21 protein-coding genes and 1 tRNA gene are annotated in these 23,508 nt (G+C 27.0%); 9 read left to right on the top strand and 13 right to left on the bottom strand.

What is annotated here, in order from left to right; all coding sequences use genetic code 4:
* Window positions 1–450 precede the first annotated feature (450 nt).
* On the top strand, window positions 451–1,839 hold the full coding sequence (locus tag EXC34_RS03630; RefSeq protein ID WP_129687940.1) for a hexose phosphate transporter: 1,389 nt from the start codon (window positions 451–453) through the stop codon (window positions 1,837–1,839).
* A gap of 151 nt (window positions 1,840–1,990) precedes the next feature.
* The gene (gene fmt / locus EXC34_RS03625; RefSeq protein ID WP_197722244.1) at window positions 1,991–2,830 is read left to right on the top strand and encodes a methionyl-tRNA formyltransferase; all 840 of its coding nucleotides are present in this window, start codon (window positions 1,991–1,993) and stop codon (window positions 2,828–2,830) included.
* A gap of 32 nt (window positions 2,831–2,862) precedes the next feature.
* On the opposite strand, the gene EXC34_RS03620 is transcribed toward fmt, so the two are convergent.
* From EXC34_RS03620 to EXC34_RS03600, 5 genes are all read right to left on the bottom strand, one after another.
* A tRNA-Thr gene (locus tag EXC34_RS03620) sits at window positions 2,863–2,938 on the bottom strand.
* Between the two features lie 119 nt (window positions 2,939–3,057).
* Window positions 3,058–3,669: a hypothetical protein gene (locus tag EXC34_RS03615; protein WP_129687939.1), complete on the bottom strand. Its 612-nt coding sequence runs from the start codon at window positions 3,667–3,669 to the stop codon at window positions 3,058–3,060.
* A gap of 17 nt (window positions 3,670–3,686) precedes the next feature.
* Window positions 3,687–4,391 (bottom strand): S8 family serine peptidase, encoded by a 705-nt coding sequence (locus EXC34_RS03610; protein WP_129687938.1) that lies wholly within the window; start codon window positions 4,389–4,391, stop codon window positions 3,687–3,689.
* The gene (locus EXC34_RS03605; RefSeq protein WP_129687937.1) at window positions 4,375–5,091 is read right to left on the bottom strand and encodes a S8/S53 family peptidase; all 717 of its coding nucleotides are present in this window, start codon (window positions 5,089–5,091) and stop codon (window positions 4,375–4,377) included. Before EXC34_RS03605 ends, EXC34_RS03610 begins: the two co-directional genes overlap by 17 nt.
* Window positions 5,092–5,116: 25 nt before the next feature.
* Window positions 5,117–6,397 (bottom strand): hypothetical protein, encoded by a 1,281-nt coding sequence (locus EXC34_RS03600; protein ID WP_129687936.1) that lies wholly within the window; start codon window positions 6,395–6,397, stop codon window positions 5,117–5,119.
* Window positions 6,398–6,636: 239 nt separating this feature from the next.
* On the opposite strand from EXC34_RS03600, the gene msrB reads away from it, so the two are divergent.
* Window positions 6,637–7,071: a peptide-methionine (R)-S-oxide reductase MsrB gene (msrB, locus tag EXC34_RS03595; protein WP_129687935.1), complete on the top strand. Its 435-nt coding sequence runs from the start codon at window positions 6,637–6,639 to the stop codon at window positions 7,069–7,071.
* A 158-nt stretch (window positions 7,072–7,229) separates the two neighbouring features.
* On the opposite strand, the gene EXC34_RS03590 is transcribed toward msrB, so the two are convergent.
* The 6 genes from EXC34_RS03590 to EXC34_RS03570 are packed head-to-tail and all read right to left on the bottom strand — an operon-like array spanning window position 7,230 to window position 11,635.
* A complete protein-coding gene (locus EXC34_RS03590; protein ID WP_129687934.1) occupies window positions 7,230–8,417 on the bottom strand; it encodes an NADH-dependent flavin oxidoreductase in 1,188 nt (395 codons plus the stop codon).
* On the bottom strand, window positions 8,417–9,454 hold the full coding sequence (locus tag EXC34_RS03585; protein ID WP_129687933.1) for a lipoate--protein ligase: 1,038 nt from the start codon (window positions 9,452–9,454) through the stop codon (window positions 8,417–8,419). The genes EXC34_RS03590 and EXC34_RS03585 overlap by 1 nt, the downstream gene beginning before the upstream one ends.
* Complete coding sequence (locus EXC34_RS03580) at window positions 9,432–10,301, bottom strand: SIR2 family NAD-dependent protein deacylase (RefSeq protein WP_129687932.1); 870 nt, start codon at window positions 10,299–10,301, stop codon at window positions 9,432–9,434. Before EXC34_RS03580 ends, EXC34_RS03585 begins: the two co-directional genes overlap by 23 nt.
* Window positions 10,302–10,303: 2 nt before the next feature.
* Window positions 10,304–10,648, bottom strand: coding sequence for a glycine cleavage system protein H (locus EXC34_RS03575; protein ID WP_129687931.1), 345 nt, complete (start codon window positions 10,646–10,648; stop codon window positions 10,304–10,306).
* Window positions 10,632–10,919, bottom strand: coding sequence for a hypothetical protein (locus EXC34_RS03745; protein ID WP_246003954.1), 288 nt, complete (start codon window positions 10,917–10,919; stop codon window positions 10,632–10,634). The genes EXC34_RS03575 and EXC34_RS03745 overlap by 17 nt, the downstream gene beginning before the upstream one ends.
* An 11-nt stretch (window positions 10,920–10,930) precedes the next feature.
* Window positions 10,931–11,635, bottom strand: a complete 705-nt coding sequence (locus EXC34_RS03570) for an LLM class flavin-dependent oxidoreductase (RefSeq protein WP_246003953.1) — start codon at window positions 11,633–11,635, stop codon at window positions 10,931–10,933.
* Between the two features lie 1,360 nt (window positions 11,636–12,995).
* On the opposite strand from EXC34_RS03570, the gene EXC34_RS03565 reads away from it, so the two are divergent.
* The 5 genes from EXC34_RS03565 to EXC34_RS03545 all read left to right on the top strand — a co-directional run bounded on the left by EXC34_RS03565 (window position 12,996) and on the right by EXC34_RS03545 (window position 20,672).
* Window positions 12,996–13,472, top strand: a complete 477-nt coding sequence (locus EXC34_RS03565) for an MAGa3780 family membrane protein (RefSeq protein WP_129687930.1) — start codon at window positions 12,996–12,998, stop codon at window positions 13,470–13,472.
* 574 nt (window positions 13,473–14,046) lie between these two features.
* Window positions 14,047–14,796, top strand: coding sequence for a diacylglycerol cholinephosphotransferase Mf1 (gene mf1, locus EXC34_RS03560; protein ID WP_129687929.1), 750 nt, complete (start codon window positions 14,047–14,049; stop codon window positions 14,794–14,796).
* A 132-nt stretch (window positions 14,797–14,928) separates the two neighbouring features.
* On the top strand, window positions 14,929–16,542 hold the full coding sequence (locus EXC34_RS03555; protein WP_129687928.1) for a sugar phosphate nucleotidyltransferase: 1,614 nt from the start codon (window positions 14,929–14,931) through the stop codon (window positions 16,540–16,542).
* Window positions 16,535–17,539, top strand: a complete 1,005-nt coding sequence (locus tag EXC34_RS03550; RefSeq protein WP_129687927.1) for a DMT family transporter — start codon at window positions 16,535–16,537, stop codon at window positions 17,537–17,539. The genes EXC34_RS03555 and EXC34_RS03550 overlap by 8 nt, the downstream gene beginning before the upstream one ends.
* A 205-nt stretch (window positions 17,540–17,744) precedes the next feature.
* Window positions 17,745–20,672: a lysylphosphatidylglycerol synthase transmembrane domain-containing protein gene (locus EXC34_RS03545; protein WP_129687926.1), complete on the top strand. Its 2,928-nt coding sequence runs from the start codon at window positions 17,745–17,747 to the stop codon at window positions 20,670–20,672.
* A gap of 306 nt (window positions 20,673–20,978) precedes the next feature.
* On the opposite strand, the gene EXC34_RS03540 is transcribed toward EXC34_RS03545, so the two are convergent.
* Both EXC34_RS03540 and EXC34_RS03535 read right to left on the bottom strand, forming a co-directional pair.
* On the bottom strand, window positions 20,979–21,908 hold the full coding sequence (locus EXC34_RS03540; RefSeq protein WP_129687925.1) for a glycosyltransferase family A protein: 930 nt from the start codon (window positions 21,906–21,908) through the stop codon (window positions 20,979–20,981).
* 173 nt (window positions 21,909–22,081) lie between these two features.
* Window positions 22,082–22,888 (bottom strand): HAD-IIB family hydrolase, encoded by an 807-nt coding sequence (locus EXC34_RS03535; RefSeq protein WP_129687924.1) that lies wholly within the window; start codon window positions 22,886–22,888, stop codon window positions 22,082–22,084.
* 392 nt (window positions 22,889–23,280) lie between these two features.
* Between EXC34_RS03535 and EXC34_RS03530 the strand changes: the two genes are divergently transcribed.
* Window positions 23,281–23,496 carry a hypothetical protein gene (locus tag EXC34_RS03530; protein WP_004420942.1) on the top strand — a complete coding sequence of 72 codons (216 nt, stop codon included), beginning with the start codon at window positions 23,281–23,283 and terminating at the stop codon, window positions 23,494–23,496.
* The last annotated feature ends 12 nt before the right edge of the window (window positions 23,497–23,508 follow it).

Genomic DNA, 23,508 nt, shown 5'->3' with positions numbered 1-23,508 from the left:
AAAATTAATGAATTAACATCTATAGTACAAATTGAGTTTATTTTAAATTTATAGATTTAAATATAAGTCAAACTGTAAATATAATTTCAACTTAAATTATGCGACTGATGTAAATAATAAATCTGAGAACAGATTTAATGTAAAAACAGTATTAAATATTAAATTACGAATCGTGAATTATTAATTTTTAATTAAAAGATATGGCATACATAAATATACTTTATAAAACGCATGTTAATTTAGTTGAAACTTCTAGGTAATAATTTTTATTTATTGAAAAAATCCGGCCAAAATCCAATAATTATTCTAAAAATTTAATTGTATAAGTTATTGCGGAAATGTTGTTATTTTTAAAATAATTTTTTGCCAAAAATTACTATTTTATAAGTATAATACATAAACTTTATTTATTAGCTATCTGTTGCTAAATATAGTAAAGAAAGGAGAAAAATGCAAAAGATTATTAATAAAATGAATAATCCAAAAAATAAAGTGGCGTATGGATTTTTACTATGGTCATTTATTTCAATTGGTTATTTATTATTTGTTGCCAACTGAGGTTTTGTAGTTGGTTTAGCCGGTAATGGTATTGATGCAAATGGCGCAGCTGATGCAGGATTTTTAAGTTATTTTAAAATTGTTAAAAATGCAACATTTGACTTAACAAACAATGCCGCTAACTGAGCAATTACATTAGGTAGAGGTATAGGTTCTGTTGCTGTTGCATTGTTATTGGCTAAATTTGCACACAAATATAGCACAATAATTGCTATTTCATTAACCTTGATTGGTATTCCAGCACAATTTATGCCAGCTGCGCCATATGGATATGTATTATTCTTGATACTAATAACCTTTATGGCTATTGGTGGCACAATGCTAGTTATTTTAACTCAACCAGTCGTTTCAGCTTTCTTTGGTAAAAAGCAAAAATCAATTGTTTCTCAATTTGGTATTTGATTCTACCCATTAGGAACTATAATTTCTATATTACCGTTTGTTTTTGCGGGTAAATCATCAGTGGTTAGAGAAAATTGACAATTAATTTTTACAATTCTAGCTGCCTTAAATGTTATTCCATTAATCATAATTATCATTTTTGGTTCACATTTCGATAGAACAACTACAGAAAACCAACCAAAACAAGAAGGCTTTAAAATTTTAGGCAAATACCTAAAATCAAAAGCAACTTATGCGTGAGTTCTATTATATGGTGCATGATTATGTGCAGTAGTTTTCCCAACTAGTGTTTCATTTAATGTGTTCCATGATTTAGCAAGCATTAAACGTAATACATTTGATCACGAAATTCGTATTTGATCAGTTTGCTTTTTAGCAGCTGTGTTTATTGCGCCAATAACAATTGGTTTGTGATCAAAAACTAACTTCAAAAGACGTTGATTCATTGGTTTAATATTATTTATTGGTATTATGCTATATGCATTGTCTGCGGTAACATTTATTTATGGTGTTGCTAAAAAGAATGTATTTGTAAGTGCTCTATTCTACATTTTTGGTTTTTTAAGTGGTTTATGTTTATGAGGTATTCAAGGAGTTATGCTGAATATGCCTCATGAATACAAAGATTCAGACCCTAAAACAATTGGTTGAATGTTTAGTTTAATTTGAGGTATGGGATATATATTCTTTACAATCATTTTAATTGGAATTTCAATTATTCCTATTGCGGGAGCTAAACTTGGTGGAAACAACTACATTTATTCAACTATTACATTTATTGTTCTTATTGTAGTTTCGCTTTCAGCCATTTTAGGTGCGTTCTTACTTAAAGAACCAAGCACACAAACAAATGAACAAGCAAAGATGCAAACTAAATAAATACAACTATTAATACTAAATAGCGAAGCTTTCGCTATTTTTCTTTTTGAATTGCATTTACAATTGAATTGGTAAATTCTATATTTACTTTTTTGGACACTTTAAACAAGTTTCTGAACTTATATTAACCCTTATTTTGTATAATTCTACTATGATTAAATTATTACTTGCCGGAACACCTGAATTTTCAGTACCTATTTTTGAGGAATTAATCAATAATTTTGACGTTGTAGGGATAGTTTCTCAACCTGATCGCCCATCAATTAGGGGTAGAAGAATTGTTTTCACGCCAACTAAAATTTTGGCGCAAAAATACAATATCAAGTGCTTTCAACCCGAAAAAATTGCCGACATATATAATGAACTTTCTAAACTAGAATTCGACTACTTAGTTACTGCTGCTTTTGGCCAATATATACCTACAAAAATATTGAATTTAGCCAAAAAGTTAAACCTAAATGTCCATGGTTCATTGCTTCCAAAATATAGAGGTGCCGCACCGATTCAATACTCAATTTTAAATGGTGATTCTTTTACGGGAATTAGCCTTATGGAAATGGTCAAAGAAATGGATGCTGGAGATGTTTTTGCTACTGCAAAAATTGAAATTGACAAAAACGAGACATCGGGCTCACTTTTTACAAAAATGAGTAATATTGCGAAACAAAACATTGTTTCTTGAATCAAACAATTAGATAATAATGAACTTTCAAGACAAGTTCAAGATTCTTCACAAGCAACATTTAGTCCTAAATTAGACAAAAATAATGGTCATATCACCAATGATATGACCTGTGAGCAAGCATTAAGAATAATTAAAGCTTATAACCCTAATCCATCAGCATTCGCATTTATAAATGAAAAACGAGTTAAAATTAACTTTGCAACAATAAACCAAGTTAAAAATGCGCCAAAAATTCGATTAATTGATGGTGATTTATATTTAATTGATTACCAATTTGATAGTAAAAAACGTGTAATTTTACAATAAAAAAACTGCCTAAGCAGTGGTGAATAAACATATGGTGCCGACAACAGGACTTGAACCTGCGACCCCATCCTTACCATGGATGTGCTCTACCGACTGAGCTATGACGGCGCGAAACTATTATAACATAAAAAATATATGTATTACGTTGTAAATTAGGTAAACAAAAAAGTTAACAAGTGGGTGTTAACTTTTTTTGTAAACGTTTATTTATTGTGCAGACATTTTAACTAATCAATATCTACATAAGTTGCAACATCAAAGTATTCTTTAACATATTTTTCATATTCTTTTATAATAAACTTTTTGTATTCCTGATAATTTGGATTATTTGTTAGTCAATCATTGTACCAAACTAGTTCATTAAGCAAAATATTAAATGTTAGTTTTCCTTTTCCGAAATAATCTTGTTTTTTATAATAAACTTTTTCCACATCAGAAGTTTTTGAATAACTTTTTCTTCTTCTTGTTATAAGACCTGAGTGTCCTGGCATAGTATATGTTAACCACGAATTAATGTTGTATTTATCATTGATTTCTGGATCAAATAATTCAGTATCTTCAACAAATTTATAGTGGTGTAATTTCAAATATTCAAAGAACGAAATCTTTGTTGTTATTGTTATTGTGTGTGTTAAATGGTTAAAATTTTTATCAATATCTATTGTCTCTGGTTCTTTTAAAATAAATTTTTCTAATGGATCATCTCCACTAGTAATCGAAGAACTAGATCTATTAAAGCGTATATTACGCAATTTGCCTCTTTTTGCACCAAGATTCATATAATACAAATCAGGAATACCAAAACCAGTTTTCGATTTTGATTTATTTTGACGCCACACTTCGTAATCTTCAACAGTTAAATTCTTAGGGTAATATGGTATTTTTCTATTTTAACGCTTGAGTACACTGATTCTGCTGATAACAGAGTTTTGGCTTCGGCTATTGATAAATTTCTTTTTAATTTATTTTGCAGTAAAGAAAGCATGCCTGTTACTAGTGGCGCCGCTTTACTTGTTCCGCTAAAATCCGCCAAGTAATCTATTTTTTCCTTAAATTCTTTTGTGAGAAATGGATTTTTGTAGCTGAAATCTTTATTTTCTTTTATAAGGCTTTCTCCATAGTTTGAAACTAATGGGTTGTGATCAGCTTTTATATCTGAAAATGATGAAAAATAAGTTGGTGTTCTATTTACTTCTATTGCGGCAACATTTATGAAATTTTTATTCGCAGCCATATCGGTTCATTGGTTCGCAACACTAATAAATTCATTTTTATCGGCTAAAATTTTATTAATCATATTTTCAAATGAATCTTCTGATGATACAGTTATAGATGTTTTGTTGTTAAAGTATGAATTAAGAAATTCGAATATATATTCATCATCCTTGAATATTGGATCTTCGTTAATAATTTTTTGAAAATTAGATAGATTATCTTTAAAATAAGTTCACTTCGATCCTTCAATATTATTCCAATATTCTTCAAACTGTTTAATTAATTTAAATAAATTAGCACTATTAAAATTTCCACCTGACTTTACTATCTTAATATCATTCTTCAATGCATATTGGCCAACTTCATCAAATGTTTTTTCAAATATGCCATCTACATCTTTTTTTATATTCCTTGTTATTTAAATAATGATAAAAAGACATAAGCTTGCCAACAGTTAAAAACATGTAGGTATCTCACCTTCCTATTTCTTCTAAATTGCTCTCTTTGTTTATAGAAGGTAATTCATTAGGTATTAGAATTCCTAATGGGTTATAACCTCACCCTAAGCTTAAATTAATTAACTTAATTCCGTGATTTTCATGCAACTTTTTAATCTTTTCTAAGATATCATTTCCATTTTCCTTGGTTGAACTTAAATCCTCATAATACAAATAAGCATTTTTGTTAATTCCCGTATCAGTTCCAATGATAGATGTTACCGCGTAGCCATGGTTACCATATTTGGTTTTTTCAGTAACCTGGTTAATATTGATTTTTGTCTTATCCTTTAAGAATAAGTAATTTGTTTCCAAACTTTTTGTTTCTACTATCCCAACCCGGTTATAAACTTCATTTTTTGAATCAGAATCTCTGCCATGAATGTTTAATTTGCGATAATAAAAATCATACATATTTTGTAAATATTCATAATCTTTATCCGGCAAATCTAATGGCGAACTAATTATATTGTCAGATACACCATCCTTAGCAACAATATCATTATCAACTCTTACGTGTGCAGAAACCACCATTATTGGTAATGTCATTACAGCTAATTTTAGTATTTTTTTATTATTTACCCTCGTCGACTATTTTTGTTGGATAATATTCTCTCTTTGGAGTATCTCTGTATCACTCAATAAGTTCTTTATCTAAATGTTTTATTTGAATATTGTCAATATCAAAGAAGAAGCCTTTAACATCATTTGATTTAAACCGATCGAAAATAACTTGATAAACAGATTCAAATGTGTTTACTTTATGATATTTATTTTGCAAGTCATAACTATTAATTATCCAAAACTGGTTATTTACATCCTTAAAAAATTTATTTAAATTTAATATCTTTTTGTTTTTGGTGCTTGAATTTTTTAAAATAAATCAATCCCTGTATTCAAAAGAACCATAGCGAATTAATTTAGGAACTTTTGCAATTATTATATTTTGAGCATTTCCATCATCGCTTTTTGTTGTATAGATAAAATAATTAAAATCTTTGTTGAATTCTTCCATATCAAATTGTAAATATGTATTTTCATTTTGATAGAGTTCAACATTATCAACCTTAAAAGTGTCGGGATTTGGATTTTCCCCTATATAAATTGGTGCGTATGAACTTAAATGTGTGGAACCAAATTTATAATTTAATTTTTTTACATTTACAAAAGCATTATAAGTGTTTTTTCAATTGTTAAAACTTTGCTGTGAATTGTCGTTAGCCTTTAAAATATTTAAAATTTCTAGTGAAAAGCCATATTCCCTAGATAAATGTGCTTTTTTTGCCTTCAATTCTTTGTATTTTTTGTTGACTGGCGCGATTATGTCAAAATTCTGCATTTTCTTTACATTTGATGGCAATTCTTTTTCAAATGAATGCTCAGTTAAGAAAACGGCATTATTTTTTATAATTTGTATATATTCTTTGTAGGTTGCAATTAAATATTGTAAATATTCAGCAAATTTTTCTTGGTTAATATTAAATTCTTCATTTTTAGGTTTAATTAAATCTTTAAAATCATAAGTTTGTTTTCGTATTATTGATGAAACCTTTTCGCGAGTTTCTTTAATAAGTCCTAATTTATCCTCTTGAAAATGTCCTGTTTGATTACTTGACAGACTATCTTCAGCGATTTTAAATTCATCCATTACATTTGAAAACTCATATAGTAATTTTTTATTTTCGGGTGAAAATCATGCTGTATTAGTTGGTAAAGATATATATCTATCTATTCTATCTATTAATTTATGATTTAAAACTTCATCTTTCTCATATTGAGGTTGGTTTTTGTTGCATGAAACCGCAAATATTGGCGACATTAGTGCAATACCTGTAATTAACAATTTTCTTTTCATAAATACTTCCTAGTAATTAAATTTTACTTTTAAAATGTATTAATATTAACTTTTGAGAAAATATGTAGCAAAATTTCTACTTTGAATAAACTTTTTCATATTTGATTTACTGAATGTGAAATTAATTTTATAAATTTGATTTCTTCAATTGTTTTAATATTGATTTTGGTCAAAAATTTTAATTATTTTTATTTGTTTTTACTTTGGTAATTATAGTGTTATGGTTGTATAATACACCTATGAAAAATAAAAGAGATTTAAGTCATTTAACTGAGTTGCAATACAAGGTCACTCAAGAAGGTTATACGGAAAGACCATTTGATAATGAATACGATGAACACTTTGAAAAAGGTGTTTATGTTGACATTGTTGATGGCACACCGCTATTTTTATCAACAGAAAAATTTGATTCAGGTTGCGGTTGACCAGCATTTAGTAAACCTATTGACGATAGTTTAATTATCGAAAAAGAAGACACATCGCACAATATGCTAAGAACAGAGGTTAAAAGTTCAAATGCAGATTCTCATTTAAGACATGTGTTTCACGATGGGCCTAAATCAAAAGGGGGATTGAGATACTGTATTAATTCAGCTTCTTTGAAATTTATACCTTATGTTGAACTTGAGCAAAATGGTTTAGGTAAATTCAAGAAAATATTAGACAATAATTAATTTGGACAAATACTAAGCGTTGCTTAGTTTTTTATTCACAAAATCATAAAAAAATCATTTAATAAGCATGCATATTTGATGTATATACTATTGATATTTGAATAGTTTTGGTAAAAAAACGAATAGACTTGTTTATTGCCTATTCGTTTAAATTATTATTAACTTTTATTTTGCAAAGAGTTATCAGTTAGCGTCTTCATTGCTTTATCAGGGATTGTTTCGCAGTAACTAAACATATTAACAATTCCTTTAAATGAATCTTTTGGGATAGCTAAATCATCTAGTTGTTCAGGCTTAATTGCTAAATTAATTTTTTCAATTTCTCCCGCTTTGATTTTATGAACAAAATCAGGGTCCGCTACAAACACTGAACTTAAGCCTACTAAATCACAATTCTCAAGAGCTTGTAGACATTTATCAGGCGTATTGATTCCACCCGAAGAAATTATTGGCAATCTATTTTTAAAATGATCATAAACAACTTTATTTATTAATTGGCCTTTAAATTTGCATTCAGAACGAACTTTATTTAGATAAATATCGTGTCCTCAACTAGCAATTGCTAGGTAATTAATTTTTCCTTTTTCAATTGTTAAATCAATCAATTGGCAAAATTCTTCAATTGAATAACCTAATTCAGCTCCATAAGTTTCTTCGGGTGTAGCTCTAAAGCCAAAAATAAATCCTTCTGGAGCATGAATTTCAATTACATTTCTTATTGATTCAACAACTTCAATACATAAACGAGAACGATTTTCAAATGTATCAATTCCGTATAAATCATGTCTTTTATTGACAATTTTACTGAAAAATGTTTGAATAAGGAGTCTTTGAGCCATTGAAATTTCAACACCATCAAAACCTGCTTTGATTGCTCTTAATGTTGCATTTGCATAAGATTCAATGATTTCTTTGATTTGTTTATAAGTGAGTTCAAAAACTTCATGTTCAAATGGGAAATGATTTTTTTCATAACTTGGACCATATAAATGGCCATATTTTTTTAGACTAGCTTGTGAAAATTTGCCAGCATGGCCAAGTTGCAAAATTGCAAGATTACCATTAGCCTTCATAGCATTCGCCAAAACTTTTAGTGACTCAATATCATTGTCGTCTTTAGCGCTATAACCATATTCAAAAAGTTGGCCAAATTCATCAATATATGCTGCTCCTGTAATTGCTATTGGCGCACTGTTGGCCCTTCTTAATGCATAATTTGCTTCTTGTGAAGTCATTTTGCCATCAATAGTTGTTAATGAAAGAGTCATCGGAGACAAAACAAAGCGATTTGAAAGAGTGTGTTTACCTAATTTGAAAGGTTCAAATAATGGTTTATATTTATTCATTATTCCTCATCAAGAATTATTTTTGCAACTTCTTCGGGACTAACTACTGTAAAGAAATAAGATTGCAAATCAGCATTTTTAAGTGTATTTAGCAAATCGTTATAAGTCATTTTTGTACCAATTAAATCTTTTTCAAGTGTCTCAATATTGTTACGTGGGAAAAAGTCGCCACTTATTTTTATTTTTTCAATGCGTTGATTATTAATTGACAATGAAAAGTTGATTGTACCAATTGACAATCGCGCATCGCGATTGTATTCATAACGAGGGCTTTTTCCATATGTTCAATCTCAATTTTTGTATTTTGTCTCAATCAATTCATCAACTTGTAGTCAATCTTCTTCACTCATAACATAACGTTTAATTGAGTTTAAATCGTCAGTATTAAATAAACGTTTTATGATTAAATCTTTGAATTCAAAAATATCTAAATTTCTGTATGGTTCGTCAAAATATTCGCTTAATCCAGCAACTCTTTGGCGTACTGATTTAATGCCTTGTGATTGAATTTTTTTTTGATTTGGATTTAAAACTTGTGACATGGCATCGTAATCAACATTATAAAGAATTGAATTTCCACCATAAATTACATTATTGATTAGCATCATGGCGGCGCCTGAAACTTTACGCCCATCTATTGTTAAGTCATTTTTGCCAGTTTGTGCAATATTTTTAGCTCCCAAATCTTTTAATATTTTGATAATTGGTTCATAAAACTTAGCAAAATTGCCAATAATACTTTCATTATCTTTATAAGGCATTAAATAACAAACATTAACTGAATTTGAGTCAATATAAATTGCACCACCACCAGTGTCTCTACGAACAACTTGTAAGTTTTTTTCCTTCAAATAATTGAAGTTGATTTCAACTTCAGGGTTTTGGAAGTATCCAATTTGAATATGAGGGTCAGCAACTGTTGGAAAAACTATTGTTTCATCAACACGTAAATGATTTAATGCTCATACTTGAATTGCTAATCAATATGCGCCGTCTTTGACGTATTTTCCATTTCTAATTGGTTCTATTAATATCATTTTTAACCTCCAATAATGAAGCTATTGAGTCTTTAATATCATTAGTTTCAACTATTGTTTTTGATCTGATTTGTTGTGGCAGGCGGTAAACTCTATTATTCATTGCTAAATATTGAGCTTTTGGGATTTGTTCAGTCATTAATCAGAATGGATGCTTGATTAACATTGGCGTTGAATAACCAACACCAATTTCTCAAAACAAGATTTTTTTATCTTTATATTTTTTAATAAATGCTTCATAACGGGCTTTTTCATCAAAAAATTGTTGGTCTTCAACCATACCTTTTTCTTTAAGTCTTTTATTAACTTCAAGAAAAGAATTGCACTTAGGACAACGCGGAATTAAATCTAAAGGAACTTTCATGTTAGTTTGTTTTTCAATCATTTGATAAACTGCAGCATCATTTGAATAACGTTGGTTATGACACATTTTTTCGCACTGTAATAAATTATATTTGCCTTGAATATAAAATATTTTTTGTTCGTCAAATTCCGCCGCCTCTAAAGCATTATCTGAATTAGTGGTAATAATAAAATAATTTTTGTCTGCTAAATATTGTTTTAGATTTATGAAACTTTGACTAGGCTGTTGGTCAAAGTAATTAAGTTTCATAAATCTAGAATGAAATGCTCAATAATTTTGAATATCGTCAAAATGATAAACACTAGCTTGAAGCATATCTAAAAAGCCAAAAGCTTTTATAAAATCACTAAAGTTTTCTTGAAAACGCTTGCCAGTATAACCTATACCATCAGCAGCCGTCATTCCCGAACCAATTCCAAGTACTATAGCATCTGCTTGTGATATTAAATTATTTAGTTTCTTTGCGTTAAATTCTTTATTCATAATTAAAAATCTTCAAGATTAGCTAAAATTTCTGGGTCAATATCGCTAATAATCATAATTCAGTTTTCTGAATCTTTATGTGAAGAAACTAAAGAAGGTTTTGCAAGTGCTGCATTGTTTCATTCAACAACTTTGGCATCAAAAGGCATTTTTAATGTTAGTATAGCTTTTGATGCCTCAAAAGCCATGAATTCGTCATTTTCCTTAAGCATTGATTTATCAGTGTTTCTAAATTGAATATGGCCAACTGTACCAATGTCATCTTGCATTTCAGGTGTCATTCTTAAATAGTATTGGTTTTTGTTTTCTAATTTTTCAACAATTAAATATTTAACTATTTTTTTCATGTTTATCTCCCAATTTGTAGTAATTTGCTACATTTTTTAAAGCAATTTTGCGGTCTTGCACATTGGCCATAGTCGGCATAATGATTAAATGTTGAATTTTTAATTCTTCGCATAATTGATCAATTTTTTTAACATCTAACTCATTTTTGATTGTAAAAATGTTTGAATAAAATCTTTCAAAAATTGATTTTTGCTCGGGTTTAAATGAGTAATTATTTAACTCATTGCCTGATGGAAAAATCTCAAATTCATTTCAATCATTTTGCCCCATTCTAAAGAGAGCTAAAGCTTTTCTATTGTCTTCAATAACTTTGTTATTTTCCCAGCAACAACATTTACACTGATACCTATATCTTGAGGCATAAATCCCCATTTTTTTTGATATACATCAATGTATGTTTGAATAACTGTCTTTGCATAGGTTTTTATTGGTTGTAAAAATCAACCATAAATAATTTTGAACTTATTTTCAGCGGCGAATATTGCACTTTGTTCACTAGTTATCAACATAACTGGATTTATTTTTTGTTCAATATGCGGGTTTACTTTAACATTAAGGTTTTTTGTGTTATTGACAAAATCGATTGTTTCAATCATTTTTTGGTAAAAACTTGAATTTGATTGATTACTTTTCAATAATTTTGTTATTTTTGGTGTTGAAGCGTTGCTTCCAAAACCAAAAATAAACCTATTTTCATGCAATAAATTCAATGTGTTTATTTGCTCTGCAATAGAAAATGGTTGATAATGTTTTAACATTATTCCACCGCAACCAATGTGAATTTTTTTAGTTTTATTTGCTAAATGATTTAGAAGAATAAGCGGATTAGTAATCACCAGTGAATTTACGTCATGCTGTTCACTAATTCAAAATGAATAGAAACCTAAATCTTCTGCAAATTTACACAAATTTTCTAGATTTTTATAGGCTTTTTTGTATCCGTTTTTTTCGGTTAAAACACCATGCTCTAATACGCTTATCTTCATGATTGCTATTATATACAAATATGCATTGTTTATTTTGCCAATCAAGCCAATTTGTGATATAAAAAAATAAAAATTCCACAAAGTAAACTATTTGTAATTTGCGTCCAGCGTCATATAAAATAAATAATGGCGAATATAAAGTTGATTAATAATAAACAATGAGCTTTTTTACTCTAGATTTGACCACTCACTTGAGAATTAATTTTGCTTATATTTTTATACTTAAGTGGGAAAGTAGAATAAGAAAGGTAATAAAATAATCATTTATTTTTCCCAGTTTGTATATATAAAAATTACCAAAACGATTTATTTATACGCATATTGGTAAATTTCATTGTGAATCTTAATTACAATTTTTGAACTATATTTTGCAAATTATTTATTTTGTAAGACGAACATTTTAACCATATTAACCAATTAAAAATGTGTTGGTCGGTAAACATATATTTTGTCTTATAAATTTAGCAAAATTTTATACTTAAGTGGGAAACTAACACATGTATACTAAAATAAAATTTATATTTTATATAGTTTTTCTATAGATTCGTTTCCCAGTTTCAAAATAAGGAATTTACCAATTACTCTTATTTATAGCTGTTTACAAATTTTTTGGTACTAAAATTAATTACATTTTTTGAATAAATATTAATGTTTATCATAATCGAAATTTTTATACTTAAGTGGGAAAGGCGGGATAAAACTAAATGAAATATTTATATATAAAGTTTCCCGCTTTTAAGCAGCAAAAATCACTAATAATCCTTATTTATAGTAATTTTAGTCAATTTCCCATTTCGTATTAATTACATTTTCAAATATAACAATTATAAATAATCTTGAAATTTAAAATAAGCTTTGGTTTGATATGCATAGCTAAAAAGTTAAAATTTGTATTTCAATAAAACAAATTTATTATCTACAACCGGCTCATATTTTTATACTTAAGTGGGAAAGTATAATAAGAAAAGCAATAAAATAATCGTTTATTTTTCCCAGTTTGTATATATAAAAATTACCAAAACGATTTATTTATATGCCTATGGGTAAATTTCATTGTGAATCTTAATTACAATTTTAAAATTAATTTTTAAACTTTAGTTTGATTTTTTGTGTTACATTCGAGTAATTAACACTAATACAAATAACTAAATATGTTTAAATAGATAAAATTGCTTTTAAAGTCGCCAAAATAATATTAATTTATATTTTTAGTTTTATATGCATACTTAATATTAAATTTTTTCCCCTAAACGTAGTGCAAGTTATAAAAATGTATCGTGTTTTGCTTATTGAATTGAATTTTCAATAGATTCAACAAATTATAAAAGTAAAAACTTTAAAATTGTCTATAATCTTCCTTATGGAATATAAATCAAAATATAAATTACATAACAGTGTTCCAATTACAATGGGAATTATTGTTTTATTAATAACATTTCTATTCATTGTTCTAAATGGTACTTACTTTTACAAAGAAAATGACTCAATATACAATAATGTACCACAATTACAGGCCATTTTCAAACAATTTACAAGTGTATTTTACTTTACATATTTATCAAATATTTTTCTTGGGATAATGCTAATAGTTCTTGGGGTAAAAAGACAATCAATGACTGTTAAAAGATTGTTCTTTTTATCGGTAGCATTAATCACTGTAACATTTATTGTTTACTGAGCATTAATTTCTTACAAACAATCAACATGAGAAAAACCTTATTATGAAGCGATTAAATCAATATTAACACACGCAATTCACCCAATTATTGGCTTTATTATTCTTGGATTGATCAGAAAAGAGGTTTCAATTTCAAGTAAAACAATTAAAAGGCCATAATTATCGTAATTTGTTATTTAATTTTTGCCTTTATTGTTTATTTATCAACATATTCACGCTTTGTTGAATATCGCGGAATTGTTATTTATTCATTTCTTGATTTTGCATATCCTTTATTTTATAAAGCTGGAAACCCTTTAATTGTATTGTTATTGAATACAACAATTATTATTATTGCTTTTGCATTACCTATTGGCCTGGTTTATTTCTGAAAAGCAGTTTATAGAATTAAAATCATTTAAATTAAGAAAAACAATTAACAAAAATACCCATTAGATAGTGTTGGGTATTTTTGTTTTCAATCTATTTTTGTGTACATTAGTAAAATTTAGAAGGTCATATATGATTGTAAATTAATTAGTTCACTGTTGCAAATTATTGAAAAAGTATTTAAAAAGTTCAAGGCATTTATGCTTAATTTTTGCTTTTAGTAAATCATATTTGCTGAGTTCGAATATTTTAATTTATTGCATTTTTTATAACACGAGAAAGCACACAAAATACATTAATAATACTCTAATTTGGCATTTTACCTTAATATGTTATTATTTTAATACCGTTATTGAGGTTTATTATGAACGAAAAACAAGCGCGAGTATATGAATTATTAAAAGAATTTATCAATATTGCTGAGAAACACAACTTAAAATATATGATGATGTATGGATCATTGATTGGGATTAAAAGACACAATGGTTTTATTCCTTGAGATGACGATATAGACTTAGTTATCCCGAAAGAAACCTTAGATTTTCTTATTGAACATTATCCATCTAAAGTATACACACCTGAAAATGGCAATAGCCCATTATTGATTCCAAAGTTTACAAATGATAGCCCAGACAATGAAGATGCAGTTTTTTTAGATCTTTTTCTTTCAATACCAACAACTTTGAAAAAAGTTAAAAAGTTTTTAAGTCTTAAAAACAAAATTAGATTTTTACATACTTTTACCCATCGTAAAATTTTTAAGCGTTTATGAGGAATGAATTTACTTAAGTTTTTTTGTATATGAACATGAATGTTTAAAAAACTTAAAATTAATAACGCATATGATGATTTATATGTTGAAAACGGCGATAAAGCGTTAGTTTTATACACACTTTTTAATAAAGAAACATATAAAAACACTTATTCGCGCCTTGATTATGATTCATGTATTGAAGCCAAATTCCATGACTTAAATGTTAAAATTCCAAGCAATTGAGAAGAAATTCTTGTTCAAACATATGGTGAAAATTGAAGAATACCTGTTAAATATAAAAATTGCGAACATTTTGGCCTGTATGATTTACAAATGTTTATGTTTAAAAAGAAACAATAAATTGAATATTTTGTTGTAACAACATATAAATAGCTGTGCTTACCAATTTATATGTGATTTAGTACAAATTATTGTTTTTTCACTTGTTTTTTTATTGAAATTTTTCAATAAACTAACTAAAAAAGGATTTATATGAAGAATGTAATTATTCTAGCCGCTGGATTAGGCTCAAGATTAACTCCGCTAACTTTAAAGGTCCCTAAAGGCTCGCTAGAAATAAAAGAAAATACGCGAATTTTGACTGAAAATTTAAAATATTTAGAAAATTTTGACAATAAAATTATTGTTACAGGTTACAAGCGAAAAAAATTTACAGGAATTGTTCAGTACTACAATTTATTTGAAGTTTACAACAAGGATTTTAAAGATACAAATTCTTTATATAGTTTATATTTAGCTCTCAAGCAACTAAAAAAAGTTTATACAGGTGGGGGCGTTTACATATTAACAAGTGACGTGATTTTTAATAAGGATATTTTTAACAAAAAATATAATAACTCCTGAATTAATACTCAAAAAAGCAAGGTTAACAAGGCGGAATGAGAAGTTATTAAAGATTCTAAAGTAGTCAAAAATTTTAGAATTAGAGATATTAATCAAAAATATGAATCAAACATTTTTGATTTTATGACTGGATGTTCATACATACATGACAAGGATTTAGATTTATTTATTGAAGAAGTTGCAAAGTGTATTATTAATGATGAGTTAAGAACAAATTCTTATTGGGAACAAGCTTTATGAAATATTTTAGATAAGATAAATTTAAAAACTTTGCCATGCGATAATTATGCATTCGAAATTGACAATTTTAATGATTTATTGACATATAATCCGGATGCCCCTTGTTTTAAGCAAGATATTCATTTAAGGGAAATAATGAATGTTTTTTCAATAGAATTTGACCAAATTTCGAATATTAAACCTGTTAAACAAGGCATGACAAATGATTCATTTACTTTTGATATAAAAAATAAAACTTATATTGCGCGTATACCCAAAAAATCATCTCGCGAGTTAATAAATAGATATCAAGAAAAAGAAGTCTATCAAAAAATCAGTGATTTTGGAATATGTGAAGAAGTTATCCATTTTAGTACTGATGATTTTATTGACAGTCCATTGCATGGTTTTAAAATTGCAAAGTTTTATAAAAATGCATTAGTTGCAAATGGACAATATTATCAAAATATGAAGAAAGCAATGCTGGCTTTTAAAGATTTACACACTAAAAATATTCAAATAAATCATGAATTTGACCTTTTAGAAAGAAAGAATTACTATACTAAAGAAATTGGCGAACATCACAGCAAAATAAGTTCACAAATTAGAAAATTAGAAGTTGAATTCAATAAAATCTACGATTGATATAAGTCTAAAAAATATCCAACACATCTGTGTTTGGTGGATGGATTTTATGAAAATGTCTTAATTCTAAAAGATGGACGTGTAAAACTTATTGATTGAGAATATGCGGGGGCAAGTGATGGCTTTACAGATATAGCGGGATATTGTTTATCTTGTGTATATAATGAAAAACAAGTTGCCGAATCTCTAAACATATACCTTGGCCGCAAACCAACAAAATCTGAATTAAATAGGTTATATGCTCAAATAATTATGCAAGCAATTTTGTGGGTATTTTGATGTGAATACAAAAAGCAATATCAAGATTTTTTCAGTGATTATGAAGAGGAATTGATTGTGATGGCTAATAAATATTTAAAAAGGTTTAAGTATGAATAGTCAACAAATAATTCAAGGGAAAAAATCTTTTTCTTCTGCTAACATTGGAAAAATCTTTGGATTTCTCGCTGGTATTTCTTGAGCGCTTGTATCAATTTTTTTGCTATTACACGATCAATCATTTAGGAGGCGAGTTGATGGTTTATCCACAATTATTGATTCATTAAGGATTGGAGTATCAATTTCATTTGTTTCTGAATCAATGGCTTGTATTTGAGTATTTTTTGCTGTAATTTCATTTAAAAAAGTAAATTTAATTAAAAAAACATTTACAAACAAAAATGTTTTGTGGCTAATTTTTGGCTCAATATTTGGCGGACCCTTTGGGTCAGTAACTTATATTTTAGGCATTCAATATATCGGTCCTGGCCTAGTTAGTTCTATCACGGTTGCTTATCCTGTTCTTGCGGCAATGCTTGCTTATCTATTTTTAAAACAAAAAATGAATATTAATTCAATGATTGGCGGGGCAATTTCACTTTTAGCTATCTTAACACTAGGTATATTACAATTTAGTTCTGGAGATTTAAGGAACTGTTGAGGATTTTTATTTGCTTTATTTGCTGCAATTGGATGAGCCATTGAATCATTTATGGGATCAAAAGCAATGAATTCGAATATTGACCCTATTGTTTCCATATTCATTCGTCAATGTATTTCGGTTTTATTTATTGGAATAGTTTTTGTTATTTCATTTAACGCTTTTAAAACTATTAAATTAGTGGTAACTAATATTGATGTTTTATGAATTTTAGGAGCATCATTTATTGCTATAGTTAGTTTTGTTTTATTTTATATATCAATTAACAAAACAGGAGTTGGAGTCGCTTCAGGATTAAATATTTGTTATGTTGTATGGATAATATTATTTGAGCTAATGATACCTAAATTTTATCCATGATATATTTATATTCTAGTTGTCACTGTTTTTTGCGCTCAATTAATAACTTTATTGCCTGATTTCAATAAAAATAGGTTGAAAAGAAAAAAAATATAAACATTGAATATTGATAATTCATTTTTGTATCTCATATTAAAAGTATTAAGTTTTGCGCTTAATATTTTTAATATAAAGCCAAATTCAAACAAATTTTATAACATATTATTCAATTAAAAGTTGAATTGAGCCTCATTTTACATAGGAATATATACAATAATTCTTTGATATAATTTTATATATTATTTATTGTGGAGTGTAAAAGATGTCTAAAAGATCATTATTCAATAAGCTTGATCCAAATAATGACCAAAAAGATACAAAAATGGGTGAGATTAATAGCTCTTTAGTGGCAAAACAATTTGAGAAATATTATCTAGATCTTGCAAAAAGTGAAATTGTTTTTGACACTAACGAAAGCATAAATTCGTTAGAGCAATTTTCTTATAATTTATCCCAATCGTTTTGTAAAATCAATAGTATTGGTAAAAATAGCAATAATAAAATATTTTTAGCATCAGATGCAAAAATTAATTCACAAAATTGTTTTAATACTTTCGCAAATGTTTTAACCCAAAACAACTATAAGGTTATCTCAATAGCAAATCCTCAATCTACCCCTTTACAAATTCAAAAATATTCAGCAATCAAAAATAACTGTGAAAATACAATATTTTTTAAAACACACAATAATAAAATACACATCACGTTTTATAATGCCGCAGGTTTTTTGCTTGAAAATTCAAAAATACAGCAAATTATAAGTGAAATGTATCATGGTAATTTTGAAAAACAAAACTATCAAGAAGCAATATCTAAAATTGAATATGTGGAATCTTACAAAGATTATCTAAATGAAATTGCTAATCTATACAAAAATTATGAATATTTAGGTAAAAAATCATTGAAATTTGGACTCGATTTTTCAAATTCTTCAACCTCTAACTTCTTTAAGGAAGGATTAGAAAAATTTAAATTTAATGTTTTTTATAAAACTAGAAAAAAAGACGCTAAATATTTTAATTTAGAAAATCAAAAATATTTAAAACAAATTTACTGAAAAGGCTTATTTAATGGTGCAAAAGCGAATTTTGTTATTAATGATGATTCCAGCGCAATTAATTTATGTATAAAACATAAGTCGTTGTTTAAATTTTTTAAACCTGATGAATTGGCTGCAATATATTTACATTTTTTACTAACTGAAGATAAAAATATAACAAAAGAAGAATTAAACAAGTTTGTTATTGCTAAAAATAACCATGTTGGAACTTTAACTAAAAAAATTGCTGAAATAAATGGCATTCAAACAATAGATTTTATTAATAAATCATCGGTTTATAAAACGGTTGAAAAAACAGATAAAAAACTTCTTTTTGCGTTCACTTCAAGCTATGAATTTTTACCGCATAATTCAATAACAAATGATTTTGATGCATACCAATTTTTATTTGAGATTTTAAGAATGGTTAATTTTTATAGCACACAAAAGAATAAAAATTTATTTGAAATTCTTGAAGAAATTTATAAAACATATGGTCGCCATCAACTAACTACAAAATCTTATGATTTAAATGCTGAAAGCGCGGCTAGATTTATTGAAAGATTGAAGCAATCAGAGAAAATTGGTGATAAATATAAAATTGTTAGGTTCCAAGAATTGACAAATTCAAATGATTTAGAAAACCTTTATCAATTGTCATTTCAAAACAAGGAATCGACATATATCAAGTATGAGCAAAGCAATAATTTATTAAAAATATATTGTGAAACACTTGAAAATAAATCAGAAAATGACCAAGAATTAACAATGGTTGTGCGCAATCATGAGATTTTGAATGGGCTTATTGATTTAAAAGAAGATAACCAAGAAAGTAAAATTTCAAAAAAATCTGTTATTAAATTTGGGTTGTATTTTGCTGTTTTTGCAGCCATAATTTGCTTCTTATTTTATACAGTTTATAACATTGATGATGGAAGTGATAGCGGACCAATAGCGGTTATTTCGGCTATTATCAAAAAACTTTACACTCGTTTTGATATAGCGGGCAGCGCGCGGCCCGAGAGTCAAGGGTATTTAGTTAGAAGTGCTTTTGCATTTATGTGTTTAAGTTTTCTGGCAACGTCAATTATTCATGCATGGGTATTTAAAAAATTAATAAAATTACAAGGTGGCTACGTTAAATGAAATGACGTATATACTGGGACAGTAATTGGTTTAATTGTTCAAACATTGACTCCTAAATCAATTGGGGGCGACTTAGCAACATATTGATTTCTTCGGAGAAGAGACGTTGCTAGACCTATAATGATGTCTTCTATTATTATCAATACTTGCATATGGCAATTGACTAATATTATTTCTACAATTATATTCGTGCCTATGGGTATTGTTGCCTTTGGAGATTTCTTTAAATCAGATAATCCAGCAGTAAAATTCTTTATTCTTATGCTAGCTTTAGGTTTAATATTCGATACAGGTTTAGCAATTATTTCTTTAATTATGACTATAAGTATTAAAGTACAAAATTTCATAATTAAATTAGTGATGGCACTTATTGAATGATTTCCGTTTATAAACATTTATGATTCATTCGCGGTTAAAGCCAAATTTAAATATGAGTTTTTTAACATCCGACAATGTATGAAAAAAATATTTAAAAATCCGTGAAATTTCATTGAATTAGTAATAATTAAAATGGTTCCAATATTTGTGTTGCCAAATGCTTTGCTTGCTAAATCATTAGACATGGTAAAACCAGATATTAAATATGGCTATTACATAAATATGACAGTGCAAGCAGCAATTACTAGAGTAGCAAATTCGGTGTCACTTACCCCTGGTGGAACTGGAACTAGCGATGTTTTATATAAATCAATAGTTCACGGTTCATTACAAGACACAATCTATGATGCTCAAAATATTGAATCAAATGCGTCATTAATAACAGCTATGACAACATTAGGTTCAGTTTTAATGGCATCTACCATTTCTGCAATCTTACTAATGATCGTTTATATTGGTGAGCGAAGAGTTGATTTTTATAGAAAAAAAGCTAAAAATCATAGATTATTATCAAGTAATGTCACAACTAAAAATGTAAAATTATCAACAAATTACTACAAAATTTCACTTTCTCTTTTCTATATAGTTTTAGTTATTTTAACAATTGCTTTAATTTTTGCACATTAGTCAAAATAAGTCAAAAATTGAAAAAAATTTAGATAATATTAAATTCCATGCTTAAGGCGTGGAATTTTGTTTATTTCACGATCAATATTGCAAAATAATTCATTTTCGAGTTTCCCAGTTTCAAATAATTAAAATAACGAATAAGCCTTATTCATATTGCTTTTCGTTATTTTTGTGTTATTTTTTAATTACAATTTTTGATAAGAGCATATTTAATTCAAATGCCTTTTCTTTTTTCAATAAAAAACGTGTCCACAGTTAAGCAAACACGTTTTTTATTGAAAAAATTATTCATATTTACGCAAATTATAAAAGAACTAATTCAGTATTGCCGTCTGTGATATTAATTGAATTGTGTGCTTGCGCTCTTTTTATATTTAATTTTAACAATCATTTAAAGAATTTTGAAGATTGATTCATTATCATATTATAATGGTCTTTATTAACATTAATACATCCATTAATTGAAGAAATCCCTGCAACATAACCTGGAAGGATTACTCTGGCAGCAAAAAGATATTCTTTGCCAAGTTTTTTTAATTCATTAAGTAAAACTTTTTCGCCATTAAAACGTTTATCATCTCATGAGCTAGTCATTGTGTTATTTGGACGTGAATATCAATAGGTGGCACCTAATTTAGGGATTAATAAGTGCTTTTTAGATTTAGTAATAATTTTATAAAACATTGCATAATCTTGATATGAAACTTTTTCCGCTAGGTCATCAATTTGATAAAAGACTTCTGTTTTAAATACTGTTGAACAGGGAATTAAAACAGGGTAAAAATCATCATTTAAATTTTTTAAAAACATTTTTGGGTGGATAACTACTGAAAAATTACGTTTTCAAATTACTTTAGTTTTGTAAAATCCGATATCAAAATCTTCTTTATCTGCATAATAATTTAAGTATTTAATGAATTTTGGTGCTATTAAATCGTCAGCATCTAAAATTGACATATATTTAGTTTTAATCAATTTGTTATTTTTTGCATAGTTTATAACTGACCCTCAATTGCCATTTGGTTTTTGGAATAATTCAATATTATTTGGGTATTCTTTTAGATATTTTTTTACCAATTCAACTGTATTATCAGTAGATCCGTCATCTATAACTAGAATATTGGCATATTTAAATCATTCTTTATTCTTGAACACAGAATTTAATGTTCTATCAATATATTTTTCCATGTTATATGTTGGGATTAAAATTGTACACAGTTTTGACTCGTTCATTTTTTCTCCTAATAAACACTTAGTTTATTATTTAAATTTATTTATCAATTTTATATAAATAATCAAATTTAACAAATAAATACCAATAATGGCCATTAAATTTACTTTTTGTATTTGCAAATATATCCAAATTAAACTAAAAATTAGCAAATATGCTAATTACGTTTTTTAATTTACTTTTTGATTAAATATTTGTGAATGCCGGCTCTTTTGTTTTTGGGCGCAACTTCATCGGCAATTCTTTTAAATCCAGCCGGTGAGTTGCCCATAGCAACCAATTTTCCAACATAACCTTTTAAGCAAGCATCGGTCATTGAATCACCAATGTGAATTGTATTTTGCAATTCAATTTGTTTTATTGATAGATATTGTTCAGTAGCTAGAGCTTTATTAGCTTTTTTATCTGTTATTTCAATTACATGGCCACGAGTTGAAATGTATGCATTAATTTTATCTCCAAGAAAAGCTTGTAATTTTTTCAGCATTTTTTTTGTTTTAAAAACAGATAAAAAACCAAAAGAAAATTTATTGATATTCGTAAAATTATTGATATCAAAATTTTTACTAATATCAATTGTTTTTATTCATTTACGTAAAAATTTGTTAGCCAATCACCAAACAAAATTATTGTTTAAAAACAAGTGGTCGCCATTTTCATCATAGACCATAAAACTTATTTTATTTTTATTGGCAAATTCTATGATTTTTAAGACTGTTTCTAGTTCAATTTTAGTTGAAAAAACTAGTTTATTATCAATGTATAATTCAGCACCTGAAGAACAAATTACGTCATTTATTGCTAATTGATTCATGACTTGTTTTACTCTTAAATCTTGATAACTTCTTCCAGTTGATAAAACAACATTTGCAAAGTTTTTCATGATCAAAATTGCATACTGATTTTTTAGAGAAACTTTGTTAACTCCATTAGTATCAAATAGTGTCCCATCAAGGTCAATAAAATATGTTAATTTGTTCATTGTGTTAGTATTATATACTAAATATTTTCATTATTTAATAGCAATATTTATGGAAAATTCCATTTTAAAATTTAAAAAATTACTGATTTTTGCAATGAAAATTTTGTGTATTTTTTCAATAAAATACGCAAATTAAAATTCCATACTTAAAGATTTTTCTTAAATAAAATTCTCTTAAAATGAGTAATTTTAAATATTGCTTATTGAAATAATTTCGCTTTTAAAAAAATAAAAATGCTGGTGCTTCTTAATAAAAATTTTGAAGAAGATTTACTTTTTAAATTGATTTTGTTAATGTAAAAGTCAAAAAAAATATTGTATCGTTTTTTTGAAATTATTATAATATTAATAATTATTAAATGTATACTAATAATTAAAATAAGGGACTAAATATGAAAAAAGTAAGTAATAAAGAAAATAAATTTGACAATATGTCAAAGACATCGACATTCTTTGCAATATTATTTGTTATTTTGTTTTTAGCTATTTTAGCAGTGTCGATTGCCTATCTAGCTGACTTTATTAGATATAACGGTTCTACTGAAGATGGTTTGTTATGAACGGCTTCTCAAAGAGAACACGGGTTGTTTAATTTTTGAAAAAAATAATTGTATAGGAGA

It is taken from the genome of Mycoplasmopsis bovigenitalium, assembly GCF_900660525.1.
Taxonomy (GTDB): domain Bacteria; phylum Bacillota_I; class Bacilli_A; order Mycoplasmatales; family Metamycoplasmataceae; genus Mycoplasmopsis; species Mycoplasmopsis bovigenitalium.
The sequence above is the reverse complement of the archived record's forward strand: the minus strand, read 5'-3'. Positions and strand labels throughout refer to the sequence as shown.